We start from the raw sequence: 18497 nt of genomic DNA on the forward strand, positions 1-18497 counted from the left end.
GATTTTAATCGATTTTATTCCGCTAGTTATTTGAATATTAATACATATATTCGCAAAAATTTTTGTGGATGAAAGTAATAGTATACTTATTAATATTTGGTTGCTTTTTTAACGTGGCTCTTCATGGGCAAAATGAAACAAACATAACCTACGGTTTAAAGTTGGGCGGGCTGTCTTCTAAAATCAGTAATCTGCCAGAAAGTATAAAAGGCCGCGATAACACTTTTGATAATAGTGTAATGGAAAGCAAAGGAGCGTATGGCTTAGAAGGTGGATTTTTCATGAACTGCAAACTTTACGATACCCGCGTCGCCATTCAGCCTGAAATTTTATTCAGGCAAGCAGGAGAAACCGTTAATTATCATGATACTACCGGAAAAGAGTTTGAACTAGGCCTGCATTATTCTTATTTGCAATTAGGGGCTTTGTACAAAGTCTATCCTTATGAAGGCTTAAATTTAGGATTTGGCGCATTCTATGGAATCAGTTTATCAGCTAATAATGTTACTTACAAATCCAATGAGGCAGATGGCATGTACGATGTTGCCACCAGACAGTTTTATATAGACGGCCTGGAGGGAAAAGACGACTTCGCTCTCTGTTTTGCAGTTGGATACGAATTACACCAAAGTATTCACTTCGATTTACGCTATTATTTAGGCGTAAAAGATGTGGTCAAAAGTAATTCTTCTTCGTTTCAGTTTATCGAAAATCAAAACAAAAGCAGTGTCATTTGTTTTTCATTAGGCTATAGTTTTCATCAATGGTAATTTCAATAAAAAACATGAAAAAAATTATTTTACTTCTTTTACTAGTAAGTACAAAATCATTATTTGCACAAGGTGACAGAGAGATAACATATGGTCTTTTTGCAGGTGGAATTTATTCGTCGATGTCCAATCTTCCTGATGTGATAGTTCCAAAAGGAATTTATGAAGGTTATACATTAGAAGAAGAAGGGAAGTTTGGCGGTACGGCAGGTCTTTTGATCAATTGGAAATATCCATATGCAAAAGTCAGCATCCAGACAGAGCTTTCCTATTCAGGACAAGGTACTGATTTGAATTATGAAGACGAAAAAGGGCTTAAATATAAAATGACTTTTGGTTACAGTTATATTAATGTTGGAGCTCAGTTTAAGTATTATCCTGTGGAAGGATTTTACATTGGGGCAGGTCCATACGTAGGATTCAACATCGCAAGCGATAATATCAAATATACCTCTAATGCACAGGAAGTTTTTGGAAACTCAGGTGTTTATTTTGAACCGGACGCCAATGTGCAAAAAGTACTGAAAGAGTCGCTGACAGGGAAAAATTATTTTTATGGGATGTTAGCTTTAGGATATGAATTTAATTCCAATTTAAGCATTGGTGCCCGATATACTTTGGGACTTACAGATGCTTTAACTACGGAGGAAAACGGACACCGTTACAGCGAAAATAAAAACAAGATCAATAGTATTTCATTGATTATCGGCTACTCTTTTGATTTTGATGACTTAGCCAATTTCTAATCGTTGCTTATCCTTTAAAACATAGAGATTATGTGTAAAAAGATTATTTTGATTTCAGCTGTTGTGACCTTGTTGACAAACAATCCCATTTTTTCGCAGCAAAAAGTTTTGCCTGGATTAGTTGAAGAACCACTATATTGGATTAAATCCAGAAATAGTGGTGACGCTTATTATTGGGAAAGTCTAACAAAAAAAGAAGCTAAAATATCTGGCAAAAAGCACGATGGCAGCGCTTTTAATTTTAATCCGAGTATTGTTTTTGATACATCACAGGATTCTCTGGTTTTACCTTTGGGAGTTGAGAGTAAAAGAAAGCAGACGTTATTTATGGTTTACAAAGTCAAAGATAGTTTGAAAGAGCAATTTTTGTGGACTATAAACGACCCTCAAAAAACACTTGCTGTTGCAACCAATAAACGGTTGGTGGATTTAAAAAGATATTCTTATCAGGCGTACCAGGAAAAAATTAAAGCCCACAAAGCCAATATTCATTTTTTTCAGCAGAATGTAACCGATAGTCTCGCAAAGTCATCGTCATTAACAATTGGTCAAAAATCAAAATTTGAAAAACTGCCACCGGAAGAATTTAAAGGAAATATAAGTGAAATTTTGGTTTATAACCGCGTTTTATCGGGTGTTGAAACTCAAAAAGTAGGCAGTTATTTAGCTATTAAATATGGTATCTCGCTTTCGCAGTTTGATATCAAAAACTATTTAAACAGTCAGGGACAAACCATCTGGGATATCAACCAGCATAAGGGATTTGAAAATTCGATTACCGGAATTGGCCGCGATAAGGCCAGCGGATTATTACAACCCAAAAGTAGTAATATGATCGAAGAAGGACTTTTGACAATTGGTCTTAAAAGTAAATCAAATACGATTCCTGATAACTTTTTTGTTTTCTGGAGTGACAACGGAAAAAACCTTTTGGTTAAGAAACAGGAACAGGGCGAACCAATTGGAGTTTCAAGAGAATGGCAGTTAGACTTTAGCAATCCAACGGATCTAAGTCTGGACTGGAGTTTTAATCCAAACTTTATTAAAAGTGAATTACCAAAAGATACGTATTACTGGTTACTGGTAGATTATTCAGGCAAAGGAACATATGACGAAAAAGATTCAGAATACATTCGTTTAGCCAGTACTTCCAGTAAAGAAAAATTGGTTTTGACAGATTTTAATTGGGACAAGCAAAAATCTGGTAAAGCAAAATTCACGATCAAAGTAGCACCGGCAATGTTTAGCAGAGTATGGATTGCCGAAGCGACTTGTGGGATAGCCGGATCTGGTGAATTAAATTATACGATTGAAGGCGGAGAAGCGCCATTTACCGTTACTGTAAAAAAAGAAGGCAGCGAGGCTATTGTTAAGCAATGGAATCAGGCTGCAAAAAGTACTTCGGGACTGAAACTTTCATCGGGAACTTACGATTATGTTGTAAGGGATGCAAAAGGAAATTTGTATACTGAAACTGTGTTTGTCGCAGATAAACAGGGAACAGTTCCGAATCTAAAGTCAGATTATCTGTTAACAGACGGAAACGCTTTAACACTTGATGCAAGTGCCGGTCTGCCGGCAGGGAATTACGAATACCAATGGTACTATGAAGGTGATTTTCTAGATAATAATCCTAAAATATTAATCGATCAGCCGGGTACTTACGAATTGAGATTACTAAACGATCTCGAATGTAAAACCGCAACCAAAATTGCCGTTGCAACAGATGGAAAAGAAATAACGGATTCAAGTGTATTGATTTTATATCCAAACCCAACAGTTGACGGGCACTTTTCTATAGCAATGCAATTTCCAACAAAGACAAACGCAACAATCAGCATCTATTCACCAACCGGAGCCCTTGTACAACAAAAGCAATTCTCGCAAATTGAAACCTATTTGCATGATGAGGTTATAAAAAGCGCCGCAGGAATGTATCTGGTTACTGTAAATTCTGATTTTGGTACTAAAACTTTCAAAGTAATTGTGAAGTAATTGAGTTCTGTTTTTACAGAAAAAATTAGAGGCTGAAATTTAAAAATAAACCGATTCCCCATAATCGATTATCATACTTTATGAAAAATAAAATTATAATACTGGTATTTTTAATAGGTTCCTTTTTGTTTGCGGCCAATTTTGGACCTTACAAGATAGCTGCTTTTTTTACTGAAAATAATTCGGAAAAAGAGTCAATTGTTTCCGTAACAGATTCGGCTGCAGTTCTTCATAAAGAAAATAAAAACACAAAATCATTTAGTGCCGATATTGCGGAAGGTATAATTGGAGTTAAGGATGAGTCCGATGTCGATGATGCGTATGATAACGTTTTTCATCTTAAAGTAGACGTACTTCCTTCTACAAATGAAAATGCTTATTTGGAATATGAATTGTATGGTTATGATCAGGCCGCTTCTGTTTCAAGAAGTTTAAATAATCAGCCTAGTATTGGAGGACAATTTTTATCTCAAAATAAAAATTGGACCAAGCAATCGGAGTTGCTTTCTGAGAAGTCTTTAAGAGCGGGTGATAACGTTTTGTTGTTCACCGTGCCGGAAGGAATTTCGAACGGATACCGAATTAAAAATGTTCGAATTGTATACAGATCTGCAACACCTGCATTTCAGTATACTTTATTACAATCAGAAAATAGACTGTACATTAAAGGAACTAATTTTCCTTCGCAGATCAAAAAAATGACTATTGGCGGAGTTTCGATTGACGTCAATCAGCCTGAATTTGAATTGATTTTAGATGCTTTAACTGCAGGTAAATCGATTCACGTTACCAAAGAAACTACTTCAGGTGTGCTTTTAAATGAAAAATTAAAAGTCAGTCAGTTTTTAAAAGTAGATCGTTTCAGGCCAATCGAAAACGCAAAAGAACGCATTTCGAAAATAATTGATTTTCAGTCTGAAAATAGGCTGGCTTACAAAGAATTTCTAGCTGTTTTTCCAGTAGGAGCTTTAAAAAACAATGTTTCAGTTTCGGTAAGTGCTTTACGAAAAATTGACATTGCACCACTAAATTCGGCAATGGTAAATGTTACCGGAACAAACGCAGGATATCGATTATTACCACACGGAACTATCTTCGAAAAAGCCGTGACCTTATCGCTGCCATTTGACAAAAAAGCAATTCCGGAAGGCTATACAGAAAAAGACATCAATGTATTTTATTTTGATGAAAATAAAAGATTGTGGCAGGAAGTTACCAAAGATTCTCTGGACATTAAACAAGGAATCATTAAAGCCAAAACCACGCATTTTACCGACTTTATTGCCGGAATCATCAAGATGCCGGAATCACCTGAAACTTCGGGATATACACCAACCAGCATAAAAGATTTAAAAGCAGCAAGTCCATTGGTTGGCATTCAGTCAATAGCGCCGCCTTCTGCAAATGGAAGAGGTACAGCAAGTACTGGGTTTTCTATCGTTATTCCAAATGGAAGAGGTGGTATGCAGCCATCCTTTAACCTGCAGTACGATAGCGACGGTGGTCATAGTTGGGCAGGTATGGGCTGGGATATTTCGGCACCAGCTGTTAGTATTGAAACCCGTTGGGGAGCACCGAGATATGATGCATCAAAAGAAACAGAAACCTACTCAATCGCCGGAGAACAGTTGATCCCGAATTCGCATAGAGCGGACTGGGTTGGCAGAACAACAGACAAACAATTTTATCCGAGACGCGAAGGTGCTTTTCAGCAGATCATCCGTAAAGGATCTTCTCCTAAAAATTATTACTGGGTTGTACGGGATAAAAGTGGTGTGGCGAGTTATTACGGAGGAACAGTTTTAGGACTTTCGGCCGATGGTATTTTGCAGGATGCATCCGGAAATATTGGGCATTGGGCCTTATGCCAGCAAGTCGATTTAAAAGGAAATACGGTTACGTACGAATACGATAAAAAAGACGGAGAACTGTATCTTAAAAAAGTATACTATACCGGTTTTGGCTCTGAAAAAGGAAATTACAATGTTACTTTCGTAAAAAGTGGCGATTTAGGAGAAGCAAATCGTCCGGATGTTCAGGTTTCTGCCAGACTTGGATTCAGACAACTGAACAATCAATTATTACGAAAAATTGAAGTACGCTATAAAAGCGACATGGTTCGCAGCTACGAACTGAATTATAAGGAAGGCGCTTTCAAAAAAACACTTTTAAAATCTGTTTCAGAATATGATTCGGAGTCAAAATTGTTTTATACCAATACTATGGAGTATTTTGATGATGTTCGTGATGCATCAGGAAAATACAATCCGTTTGGGGCTGCTCAAAGTTGGAGTGTACCCAATGACAATCTTAGAAATAGTTCTATTCCCTCCTTTAGTGATGTGTTATTTTCAGGAAAACATTCTTTGGTAAGTAGTTCTGAAGGTGCTACAAATGGTGTAAGTTACCGACTGGGAATTGGTTTAGCTACTAATGCCGGAAGTTTAAAAGGTTTTACCGTTGGTGGTCATGGAGGAAACAGCTGGGGAACCTCAGATACGGCTGTCATATTAGAAGATTTAGATGGAGATGGGTTACCAGATAAGGTTTTTAAAACCAAAGACGGTGTTTATTACCGAAAAAATCTGGCAGCAACCGGGCAAAACGCTTTCGGAGAATTGCAGTCGATTAATATTAGTGATGTCGGATTTTCGAAATCAACTTCGTTTAACTGGGGTGTCGATTTAAATTTAAAATACGGAAATATAGGGTACGACCAACAGCGTTCAAGCAGTAAAACGAAAGTTTATTTTATGGACTTTAACGGAGACGGACTGATTGATTTTGTTCGAAACGGACAAGTATATTACAATAGATTAGAAAACGGAATTCCAACATTCAAAGCGAGTAGTACCGGAACTCCGTCACCTGTTTTTGGAGGAGGAAATGTAACTATTCCCGGTTATACATCCATTTCGGCGGCGGAGATCGAAAAACAAAATCCGTTACACGATGTCGTTCGTATGTGGGAGGCTCCTGTAAAAGGAATTATCTCTGTTTCGCATCAATATCAATTGGTCCAGGAATCAACTACGGAAGGAATTAAAGCCCGTGCAGAATATGTTAATAATGCCGGAAATGATAAGGCAGATGGTGTTCATTTGTATTTTCAAAAAGGAAATCAATTGTTGTGGAATGAAGCCATCAACGCGGCTGATTATACTAGTAAAAGCAAACAAAATACTGCAATTGCTGTAGAAAAAGGCGAACGTTTGTATTTTAGGGTGAGTTCTCTAAAAGATGGAAGTTTTGATACGGTAGTTTGGGATCCAGTTATTACCTATTCACAGGTAAAACAATATGACCGCAATGTCAACGGAAATTTGGTGGACAGCGATGTTGCAGTACCAGCCACTTTGAAAGATGTCAATTTTTACTCCTTAGCAACCTATCAGGCAAGTACAGATTTCCTCAGTAGTTCTCTGGCAGGGAAAACAATCTCCACAGCCGGAAATGTTGTAGTAAAAGGAATTCTAAATAAGCCGGTCACCTCAGATCACGTCAGACTTGTCATTACCAAAACATATCTGGATCAGTCAAGCGCTCCTGTGGTTGTTTTCGAAAAGACTTTTTTAGCAAATGAAGTTGCTGCTTTTAATCTGGCGTCCATTGCTTTACCTGCATTCGAAGCCGAAACACAAATTAGTCTTGCCTTAGAAACAGATACCAATATCAATTGGCAAACCATTTCTTTTGCGCCAACAGTAACAGTACCGGCTTATCCGGGCGGAACCTTAGAAGAAGTACCTATGGAGGTTTCTCATTTATTGTACAATAAGAGAGAAGGAAATTATACAATGCCGGGTATTACTTCAACCACAAGCGGAAAAGTAAAACTAAATATATTGCCTGCTGATTTGGTTTTGGCAACAGCGTTTCCTCCGGGATCTCTGAACACTTACAATGGCGATGTAATTCTTTCAGCTAAACAAAATAATACATTGTTAGCACGTAAAAGATATAAACTAACAGCCGGAACTTTGATCGAAGTGATCAGTGCTTTTGACAATGCAGTTGATTATCCTTCAGCAGCATCGGGAGTTCCCATTCAATTAGAAGTAACCATTTCTAATCCGGCATCAGTTGCTATACTTAGAAATTATCCAAAACAAAATGCTTTAAATATTCAGGTTCAGGTTACCGATTTAAAAGATTTGACTGATCTTTTAGATGATGTAATTTGGAATACCGCTACAGATGATTTTTCTATTTACAGTCTTTTAAATCCGGATGAAAGAACTTTAGGATTGTACCATAGAAATTGGGGAGGTTTTGTTATTAATGGAAATTTAGCTTCCAATACCATAGACCAAACACAATTAAAACAATCAGACGCTTATAATACTGAGCCGGATTTAAATAATACCGATCCTGATAATTATGATGGTAAAGGTTATGAAGTCGCAGACAGTTATTTTGTTTCTTTAAATGCTTCTTATACAAAATTGAAATGGGAAGGTCTTGAGGAAGGAATTTATATCAAAGGACAAACCATCGGAACTTCAAGATTGGGAGAAGACGATATTGCTGATTATGCTGATTTTTCATTGCCAACTTTACAGGGAGGAAGCACCACTGCACTTGATATGATTAGCGAAAGCAAAAGTAAAAGTATCTCTGCAGGCGCTTCTGCCGGATTTGCCAATATAGGTTACAGCAAATCGATAGAGGGAGATTCGTATGTTACTCAGACGATGAGTGATTTTAACGGAGACCGTTTTCCGGATTATATTCGTGGAGGAAGTGTTCAGCTTACTGCTCCGGTTGGAAAAATATCAGATGAAATTATAGATATTGGAGACAATTTCAGTCATGCAAAGACAACTTCTGAAGGGCCAAATTTTGGAGGAAGTTATAGTCACGGTTCAGCTAAAAGCGGATTAGGTATGACAGTAGGAAAAGTTGCGGCCCAAAGAGAAGCTTCAAAAACCTGTGCAGATGAAGAAGCAGAAAAAGCAAAAGACCAGATCTCCGTTAGTGCTTCGCAGGGTAAAGGAACAGATCGTGCCGTAATGGTGCATAGTGATATTAACGGCGATGGTTTGCCGGATAAAATCACAGATTCAGGTGATGTTTTGTTAAATACCGGTTATGGATTTGTTGCAGGCGGAAACTGGAACCTTGGAAGTTTAAATAAAGGATTTTCAACAGACTGGAGTGCCGGATTAGGTTTTAGTATTAAGCAGGGATCAATCTCAGGAGGAGCCAATTATGCAAGATCAGAATCAGATGTTGATGAATCATTTTTAGATATAAATGGTGATGGTTTGGCCGATAAAATTAGCTATCAGAGCAATACGATGCGTGTGGCGTTTAACTTAGGAGGCTCTTTTGATACACCGGTTGTTTATCCAAAATATTCAGAAATGAATTTAAATAAAGGGGTGAGTTATGGTATGAATGCCAATTTCTCCTTTGATATTACCGTTTGGCTGCTGCGTATTACACCAACCGTTGGAGGAAGTAAAGGATGGAGTACAAGCCGTTCTGAAGGGACTTATATGGATATTGATGGTGACGGAAATTTGGATTATATCGTTTCAAAAGATGATAATAATCTTACCGTACAGCTTTCAAACATTAAAAGAACCAATAAACTAAAAAGCGTAACCAATGCCGCAGGAAATAGTTATGTGGTTGATTATAATTTATTAAAACCGAGTTACGAAAACCCTTCAGCAAAATGGGTTTTACAATCAGTGGATGTTTTTGACGGACATGTTGGTGATGGTATCGATCATTCAATTGCAAAATTCAGATACGAAGAAGGTTATCACGATCGTCGTGAAAGAGAGTTTTATGGTTTTGCAAAAGTAATTCAGGAGCAGATTGATGCGGCAGACAATTCGATTTTCTCAACTACGGTTCAGGAATTTTACAATCAGGATTATTTCCGTAAAAATCTTTTGAAACACAGCTATACGCTGGACAAAAACAACAAAATACGCCAGGAGTCAGAAAACGAATATAGTTTTATTGATGTGGCGACGCAGGCCAGCGTTCCAACATCTGAACTAAATTTACCTTCATGCGATGCCAAACGTATTTTTGTAGGATTGATTCACGCTAATCAAAAAGTATATGAAGGTGGAAGTGATTATCTGGAGACCAATACTTTTAATACTTATGATGCTAATGGAAACATCACACAATATGAAGATTTAGGAAATGGAACTGCTACTGATAAAGTGACCGCAAAAATCAGTTATTACGAAAGCACAACACCTTATTATGGTGGAATTCCAAAACAATTAGAGGTATTTACCTCGGAAGGTTTGCGCCGTAAAAGAGCCACGACCATCAATACAACAACGGCTGAAGTTACCCAAATTAAAAACTACAGTGCTGCCGATAAAATAGCGTTAACGGATATTGCCTATGATACTTACGGAAACCTGCAAAAAATAACCGGTCCTGCTAATTACAAAGGCCAGCGTATGACATTGGATTATACCTATGACGCAGACAATCATCAGTTCATGACTGAAATTAAAGATGCTTTCGGGTACCAGAACAAAATGGAATATGATTATCGTTTTGGAGCACCGTTAAAAACAACAGATCGTAACGACCAAAGTACAATTTATACGTTAGACGCAAAAGGTCGTATGGCTACCATCAAAGCACCTTACGAAATTGCATCAGGTAAACCATATACCATTGCGTATGAATATTTCCCTGAAGCAAAAGTACCGTATGCCAAAACTAAAAATTACGATCCGGAATTAGGCAAAGATATTGAAACGTTTACGTATACTGATGGATTAGGTAGAGCCCTGCAGGTGAAGAAAACAGCCAGTTTATTTACTGTAGCCGGAAGCCCGGATCAGGAAGCCCAAATAGTATCCGGAAAAATAATTTATGACGGATTGGGAAGACCCACAACAAGTTATTACCCCACAACAACTACCACTATAGACAATAATTTTAGTACAGCAATATCCAACGTAACACCAACTAAAACAGATTATGATGAAGTGGGACGTGCTGTAAAAGTTACTTTGCCTGATGGAAGCAGCAATACGACAACTTTTGCTTTAGAAAATTATGATGGTGTACCAGTTTTACGTACGACGCAAACCGATGCCCTAAATAAAACAAGTCAGACTTATACCGACGCCACAGGACAAAATATGGCCAGTATGCAAAATGATTTGCTGACGAAGTTTGAGACTAACGCATTGGGTGAAATGATAAAAGTAACCGATGCTATGGATCATGTTACCAAAAGCAGTTACGACTGGTTGGGAAGACGAATTGAGTTTACGCATCCTGATGCAGGAACTACAACGATGCAATATGATTTGGCAGGAAATTTAACCTCTCGTATTACACAGGATATCAAAAATACCGTGCCTAATGGCGGCGCTATACAATACGAGTACAATTTTAACAGATTAGAGTCTATTAAATATCCTAAAAACCCACAAAACAATGTACAATACAATTATGGCAAAGCAGACGGAACTGCAGCACGCCGTGGCCGATTATGGTTTGTACAGGATGCCAGTGGCGGACAGGAATTTTTCTACGGAAAATTAGGTGAGGTCGAAAAAGAAATTCGCACCCTTCGTATTACGCCAACCGATGTGCAGACGTATATTTCGCAATTCGAATACGACACCTGGAACCGAATCCAGAAAATGACCTATCCTGATGGTGAGGTAGTAGAATACACTTATAACCGTGCCGGAAATCTGCAAAGTATGCAGGGGAAAAAAGAAAGCCATACCTACGATTACATCAAACAATTGAGTTATGATGAATTTGAACAGCGTAAGTATTTAAAATACGGGAACGATACCGAAACGAATTATAACTATGATGCTGTTATGCGAAGATTACAGCAATTGCAGGTAAAAAGCGGTACACGACAAGTCATGAATAACAGTTATAGTTATGACCTGGTTGGAAATGTTTTAGGAATTAAAAATACTGCCCCGATAGTAAATAATACTTTGGGTGGAACATCAAGCCACGAATATCAATACGATGATTTTTATAGATTAAAATCGGCAAAAGCAACCTATCAGGGCGAGTTTACCAAAGCGAGTTATGAGCTGAATATGAGCTATAATAAAATGCATAATATTACGAAGAAAGATTTAGTCCATACCGTAAACAATGAGCAGAAAGGTTATGTTTTAGATTATAACTACGATAACGAACTGCATCCTAACGCGCCCAACAAAATTGTGGAAACAGGGAAAGCTATTCCGAGAGAATATGTTTACGATGGCAATGGAAACCCAACAGGTTATTCAGAAGAAAAGAGTTTCAGAAAAATGACATGGGATGAAGAAAACCGTTTATCCGGTATTAACGATAACGGAAGAATTCACCAATTTACTTATGATGCTGGAGGAGAACGAGTAATAAAAAGTAGTGGCGATTCTCAAAATGTAGCCATTAATGGTGAGACCGCTGCCACAATAGTACATACTGATGACTATACGGGTTACGTGTCTCCGTATTTTGTAATAAGCAAAGGGAAGTTTACTAAACATTATTTTGAAGGTGCAGGACGCATAGTAAGTAAACTGGGTAATGGAACTTTTGCACAGCCCTTAGGCATCACAGCCGGAGGTATAAACTATTCTAAATTAACAGCCGAACAGCAAAAAGCTTTAGACAATTATGTGAGAGGTTTGGGAGTTCCTCCCGGGCCACCAACGCAACAGGGTATTTATGCAACGCCTGAATTTACGGGAGATCCTTATCCGAGTGAGGTTTTAAAACCAGTTGAGGAAAATCAAGAGCCTCCCGAAGGCTGGCCTAGAAATCCTGTTTTCAATGCTCCGGGTGATGTTCCGGGACCACCGGTACAATTTGGCCCGCCAGTAGAACCGACTACTGTAAAGCCAGGAGAGGGATTTACCGGAATTGGTTTGCCAGAGAATGATATTTTTTATTTTCACCCTGATCATTTGGGAAGTACTTCGTATATTACCACTCGAAATGGTTCTATTTCGCAGCATGTGGAATATATCGCTTTTGGAGAGGTTTTGTTTGAGGAGCATAGTTCATCGTTTAGTTCACCTTATTTGTTTAATGGGAAGGAATTGGATAGGGAGACGAATTTAAGCTATTATGGTGCTAGGTATTTGGATATGAAAACCTCTATTTGGTTAAATATTGACCCGTTAGCAGAGAAAATGCCGAATGTTGGAAGCTATGTTTATGCCTTTAATAATCCGATAAATTTAATTGATCCAGACGGTAAGCAACCTATAGATCCTATAAAGGATGCTTTGAATGCAGTTACCAATGTTAAAAATGTTTTGCAAGGAAAAAAATGGATTGATTATCAAGATGTACATGTTTGCGGAAAAGCTGCGAGGCAGCAAAATAATCAAATTAAAAATGCTAGTCCTGTTTATGACGGCAGCCAAATAAACATGGTAATTGATAAAAAAAGGCAAGATGTACAAGATAAATTAGATAAAAGTAAAACCGCAGCTGTCAATATAAGTAAAGGGATTAATACATTAGTCGATAATCTAAAAAAAGGGAAACCAGTTGTTGTTGGGGTCAATTATAAAGATTCGGATTCCCCTGGTAATGATAATGTTGCAACTGATCATTATGTTAACGTAGTAGGAATGGGTAAAGATAACAAAGGAGTTTATTTTTCGTATTATGATAATTATGTTGACCCAACTTCATCTCCGACTCCCGCTGACAGAGAAAGTAAAGGGACTGACGTTGCATTAAATAGATTTTATTATGATGATAAAAATAAAATTTTGGTGGATAGTACGCCAACAACAATTACTGGACCAAATCATGCTCAATATGGAAATATGAATTATACTATAACTGAAATCAAACCCAATCAATAATGAGAAAATATTTTTGCTTTTTTTTAAATTTTATATTTTTTTCGTGTATGTCACAGAATAATATTAATGATCCATTTTTAAATAAATTTGTCGAAATAAAAGAATTTCCGACAAGTGATTTTTTTATGAAGAATGAGATAATCATTAAAAATGACACTATAAATTTGGATGATGTTGTGTCAAAATTTTTAATACCTATAAATAAGGTAAAGTATTCGGATTTCCATATTAAGAATAAATATTATTATTATGGAAGATATAAGTTGAATGATACACACTATATTATTTCATGTAAGATATTTTTTAATTATCATGAATCAATGATATTATCCTGTATTTATAATAAAGATGAGCAAAAAATCACTTCTAGTATTGAAATCATGGTAAATGATTTTAATTTGAGTAGGAAAAGTTACTTTAAAGATGAAGTGTTAATAATTGAAAACACTTATAATAAAATCCCGAATGGATTAGACCCTCCTAAAGGAAAAGAGTTTTTGAAAAAAATTGAAATTGAGAAATTTAAAATTGATAATAATTTTAAATTTATAGAAGTGAAGCCCGATAGCTCAGGAATGATAAAATAAAACCTTTGCTCTCCAAAGTGTTCTCATATAAAGCTGGCAAATGTCTCTGACTTTGCGCAATTTTTTTGTTCTCGTAAATTGTAAACCTAATAAAAGTCTCCTGACTTTTTACGCTTATTTTTAAGTAAGGCTCCTTTGAATTATTTTTTGATGTGCAACAAATAATATTCTAAGAACATTACTTTGAAAGTCAGAGATTTTATGAGGTATCTGTTTTCAATTATATTTGTTTGAAATGGCGTAAAGTCAGTCCCGAGGGTTTTCGGGACTGTGCAGCCTAAATAAGAAGACTTCACAGAGCGGGAACTATTACAGACCTTTTTTATGATAATGTATTTCGCATTAGAGGCTATGAAAGATAAAGGGCATTATATAATTAAAGAAAATTTTTAATGAAAATAATAATTTATACTTTATTGGTATTAGCCTATGTTTTCTTTCTGTGTATATGCTTTCTATGGTTAATTACTTATGGTAGTGGTCATAATATTCCGGAAGAAACGAATAGATGGTTAATTTATATGACAATCTTAAGCGTATTATTTGTGCTAGTTTTTTCTATAATGAAAAAGAAGTTAACAGATAATTAATGTTTAAATATCAGTTATCAAAAAGTATTAGAGACTGATTATTTTTGTTTGATTTTTCTTGTGTTTTTATTTGTTTGATAAAATTAGTTTATACTATATTTACTGTTAAAATAATCAAACATGAAAAAAATAATTTTACTGGTAATTGCACTTTTATTTGCAACTACAGGACATGCTAAATTTAGCAAAGCAACTTTGTATATGGAAGACGGGTCAACAAAAAAAGGACTTGCTGAAATGGTAGAGAGCGATGATTCTAAAGTCGTTTTTAAAACAGATGAAGAAGCTAAAAAAGAAAAAATTGCAAGTACTGACATTAAAAAAATAGAATTTGAATCTGATGATAAAAAGTATGTTGCCGAAAGATTATATGCAACTACAGCGAATCTTTTGACAGGGAAATTTTCGAGATCCAAAAAAAAGGTTTGGTTTTATATTATATATGACAAAGACGTAAAAATTGGCGGTATTGGTGCTGAAGGTGGCCGACGACCAAACGCAGGCGGGACCAGCTCTGTCGTTACTTTTGCCAATACAGCGTATTATTTTGGTAAAAAGAACAGTGAAGAACTTGTTTTTGGTAATGCTACTACAGCCTCAAACGGTTTTGCAATAGGAACAGATTCATTAATTAGAAAAATGGCAAAAGAAGCTTTTGCAGGCTGTCCCAAACTAATTGATGCAATTGAAAAAGAAAACTTTAAAAACGGTGATGTTTTGAACCAGTTAAAAGCAATCTTCGAAAAATATAAATGCAAATAAAATTTATAGTACAATAACGAAAATCCACTCAAATAGAGTGGGTTTTGTTTTTTTTGAAGACAGTTGTTCTATTTCTCTTTCGGAATATTTGCATTGATTTTTTTTGTATTTAAATCCTGCAATAAGGAATCTTTTAATACGATGCGGTAATCATCTTCGGCAAAAACAGTGAGTTTAGATTGGCTAAATTTATAGACATTGATTTTATTGTTTTTTGTATCAATATAAAGATCGTAAGAGTAAGAATTACAATCGTGTTGTTTGCAACCGCTGGCATGTAAAATGTTTCCTTCTTTTGTGAAAGGTGTCTCTGTGTTCCAGTGTTTAACCATTTGATCATAATCACTTTCTAAAAGGGTTTTTAGTCTGGGAGTGATACTGCTTTCGGTTAATAGATGCATTCCAATGACACTTTTGTCAACTAAATTATTTAAAGTATCCGATGGATTAATTATGGCCGAATCTGATTTTAAGGCGTCTATTTTAATCGATGTTGAATCTGTCGAAGGAATACTTTTAATAACTTCTTTTTTGCATGAAATCAAAGTAAAACTACTCAAAGCAACTATAAATAAATACATTCTTGTTTCTTTCTTCATATTTATCTATTTTTAATTAAATAATTGATTTATAAAGTCTTGTTTTGCTAATTTAATAAAAAAGTGTCAGATGCTTGTAATGAAAAAGCATAAAAAAATAATGCTTATTCTTCTTTAAAAGGATTTTTGCAGGTCCCGAATAGGCTTATTTATTCCTATATTTACTTTTTAGAAAATCTTTTAATCTAAAATGTCCGTCATGTCAAAATACATTAACTCTATATTTTTTTTAATTGCTGTTTTTTCAGGATTAGTTACCAATGCTCAGAATGAAGTATATACAAGTGAAGCAAAACAAGGGATTGCTGATACCGTTTTTGTAAATTTAAAAGACTTTAGCCAGGATTTTATTTATGATATGAAATATGCAACGGATGATAATTTTCTGAAAGCAAAAGTCTATGATTGCGCTGAATGTTTTTTACGTTATAAAACAGTTCAGGCGCTCGTTGCAGCCAATAATGATTTTAAGAAAAAAGGCTATAAAATCAAATTATATGATTGTTACAGACCCTTATCAATCCAAAAAAAGATGTGGGAGATTGTGTCGAACCCGGAGTATGTGGCCGATCCCAAAAAAGGCTCCATCCATAATAGAGGAGGAGCCGTTGATATTTCATTAGTGGATAAAAATGGAAAAGAAGTTGATATGGGAACTCCTTTTGATTTTTTTGGAATACAGGCCAGTCATAATTATACTAAACTTTCAAATGAGGTGAAATCGAACAGAAAGTTTCTTAAAAAAGTAATGATTAAAAATGGCTTCAATTCATTTGATTCGGAATGGTGGCATTATAATTTAAAAACAGGTTTGAAAGATAAAGTTTCTAATCAAAAATGGAATTGCGAATAGTTATTCCACACATCTGATGTTTTCCATCAAATAAGTATCGGGTTTATATACTTTTCCGTTCATCTCAGACTTTAATTCATTTTTTACGATATAATCTTCGGTGGAGGTTAAATATTTAATACGCATGATGTTCACCGGAGATTTTTTTAGTTCCTCAAAATTATCTTTCAGGAACATAAAGATCCCTGTATTTACGCGATTATCATAACCTTTGTCATCACGAATTAAGGTGCCGCAGTTTTCCTGATCAACATGCATTAAAGTCACAACTTTGCCATTTTGTAATTGTAAAAATACTCTTGAATTTTTATCAAAGCAATTGGCTTTTATAAAGTCCTTACTTTTTTGAATCAATTGTAAATTTAGGGTTGGTAAACCATCTGTTTGCGCTAATGCAAAGAATACGTAATTAAACGTGTTTCCAAAGTTCTTTTCACTGATTAGGCATTCATTTGTAATCTTATAGGTACCAATCGAATCAGTAACATTGGCACTATATTCACAAGGTTTTTGAGCAAATGTGGTAAAGGTTAATAGAAAAAAAGTTAGTGTAATTAGTTGTTTCATTTTTAAGTTATTTTTCTGCAAATTAAAACTATTTTGTTATCATTTTTATCTGTTGTAAAAAAACAATATAAATTCCCGCCATTTTTTATTTTCCATTTTTTCCGAATGTTTTCTACCGTGTCCGGAAAATTTCGGGTTGTAATATTGGCTTGCTGATTTAAAAGCTCGGTTTTCATCTCATTTTTGTTGTAGGAGATCACTTTTTCTATTTCAAAAGTTCTTCCCGGAAACTCAATTAGCTCTTCAGAAGTATATAAATGCGAGTGTTTGTGAAGTTTATTTATTTTAAAAATAAAACTTACTTCGTCAAAACCTCCCGATTTCATTATGGCCGAATTGGGTTCGTACAAGTATTTTTGTGGTAATTCATACGATGCAAAACGAGATTCATTACCTAAAATAAATTCAAAAGTTTCGAATTTATCTTTTAAGATGTTGGCTGTTTTAATAGTTATTTCACCTGAATAATGATTGTGAATTTCGAAGAGCAATTCTTTAACCTCATTTTCCAAAGCAATAATATGAATGTTTTTGACAAAGTGTAATTCTGATAAACCAGCGGAAAGATCTAATAATGGTGCCGTTTTTATTAAAATAGAGTCTGCTTTTTCAAAGTAAAAATTTAATAATTCGGGAACATTTGGCAAACAGTCTTTCAGCATAAAGACTTTACCTTTAGCATCATTTCTTCTTGATGGATCAATATAAATCCAATCCCATTTTTGATTCAGTTCCGTTAAGACATTCGTTGAGTCATCAGTAAAAAAATCACAATTTGTTATTTGTAATTGTTCGAAGTTATGTCTAACAATTTCAGATAAGTCTTTGTTTATTTCGCAATGGGCAATTTTTTCAAATCTTTTCGAAAAATAATAATCATCAACACCAAAACCTCCTGTAAGGTCAATTAAAGTTTCCCCTGAGATCAAAGAAGCTTTATAAGCGGCTGTTTTTTCAGATGAGGTTTGTTCGACTGATATTTTACTTGGGTAGATTATGTTTTCGGTTGCAAACCAGGTTGGTAATTTGTCTTTTGCTTTTGTTTTTGTTTCTATTTGGGTCAGAATCAAAATCCAGTCTACTTCTGGAAAAGGATTTTTCTGAAGTGCAAGCTTCGTAAGGGATGCACCAGTATTTTTAGCGATAAATTCCTGAATGTTTTTGCTTAAAATGGACGAATTCAATG

The 18497-nt window shown here is 35.4% G+C and carries 10 protein-coding genes; 7 read left to right on the plus strand and 3 right to left on the minus strand.

Translation table 11 applies throughout. The features are described 5' to 3' along the window. The first annotated feature begins 68 nt into the window (after positions 1-68). The 6 genes from Q7C23_RS12330 (at position 69) to Q7C23_RS12355 (ending at position 15292) form a co-directional block, all read left to right on the plus strand. Positions 69-770, plus strand: coding sequence for an outer membrane beta-barrel protein (locus tag Q7C23_RS12330; RefSeq protein ID WP_375032805.1), 702 nt, complete (start codon positions 69-71; stop codon positions 768-770). Between the two features lie 14 nt (positions 771-784). After that, positions 785-1516, plus strand: coding sequence for an outer membrane beta-barrel protein (locus tag Q7C23_RS12335; RefSeq protein ID WP_375032806.1), 732 nt, complete (start codon positions 785-787; stop codon positions 1514-1516). A 30-nt stretch (positions 1517-1546) separates the two neighbouring features. Then, positions 1547-3511 carry a T9SS type A sorting domain-containing protein gene (locus Q7C23_RS12340; protein WP_375032807.1) on the plus strand — a complete coding sequence of 655 codons (1965 nt, stop codon included), beginning with the start codon at positions 1547-1549 and terminating at the stop codon, positions 3509-3511. An 80-nt stretch (positions 3512-3591) separates the two neighbouring features. Beyond that, positions 3592-13353 carry a SpvB/TcaC N-terminal domain-containing protein gene (locus tag Q7C23_RS12345; RefSeq protein WP_375032808.1) on the plus strand — a complete coding sequence of 3254 codons (9762 nt, stop codon included), beginning with the start codon at positions 3592-3594 and terminating at the stop codon, positions 13351-13353. Then, a complete protein-coding gene (locus Q7C23_RS12350; RefSeq protein WP_375032809.1) occupies positions 13353-13940 on the plus strand; it encodes a hypothetical protein in 588 nt (195 codons plus the stop codon). The genes Q7C23_RS12345 and Q7C23_RS12350 overlap by 1 nt, the downstream gene beginning before the upstream one ends. 710 nt (positions 13941-14650) lie before the next feature. After that, positions 14651-15292 carry a hypothetical protein gene (locus Q7C23_RS12355; RefSeq protein WP_375032810.1) on the plus strand — a complete coding sequence of 214 codons (642 nt, stop codon included), beginning with the start codon at positions 14651-14653 and terminating at the stop codon, positions 15290-15292. 68 nt (positions 15293-15360) lie between these two features. On the opposite strand, the gene Q7C23_RS12360 is transcribed toward Q7C23_RS12355, so the two are convergent. Continuing rightward, entirely contained in the window at positions 15361-15891 is a 531-nt protein-coding gene (locus Q7C23_RS12360) for a hypothetical protein (protein WP_375032811.1), read from the minus strand. Positions 15892-16090: 199 nt separating this feature from the next. On the opposite strand from Q7C23_RS12360, the gene Q7C23_RS12365 reads away from it, so the two are divergent. Further along, entirely contained in the window at positions 16091-16744 is a 654-nt protein-coding gene (locus tag Q7C23_RS12365; RefSeq protein WP_375032812.1) for a M15 family metallopeptidase, read from the plus strand. On the opposite strand, the gene Q7C23_RS12370 is transcribed toward Q7C23_RS12365, so the two are convergent. Together Q7C23_RS12370 and Q7C23_RS12375 are read right to left on the minus strand one after the other, a co-directional pair. Beyond that, positions 16745-17311 (minus strand): hypothetical protein, encoded by a 567-nt coding sequence (locus Q7C23_RS12370; protein ID WP_375032813.1) that lies wholly within the window; start codon positions 17309-17311, stop codon positions 16745-16747. A gap of 2 nt (positions 17312-17313) precedes the next feature. After that, complete coding sequence (locus Q7C23_RS12375; RefSeq protein ID WP_375032814.1) at positions 17314-18495, minus strand: class I SAM-dependent methyltransferase; 1182 nt, start codon at positions 18493-18495, stop codon at positions 17314-17316. Between the last annotated feature and the right edge of the window lie 2 nt (positions 18496-18497).

It is taken from the genome of Flavobacterium sp. LAR06 (assembly GCF_041946075.1).
In the GTDB taxonomy this organism is placed as follows: Bacteria; Bacteroidota; Bacteroidia; order Flavobacteriales; family Flavobacteriaceae; genus Flavobacterium.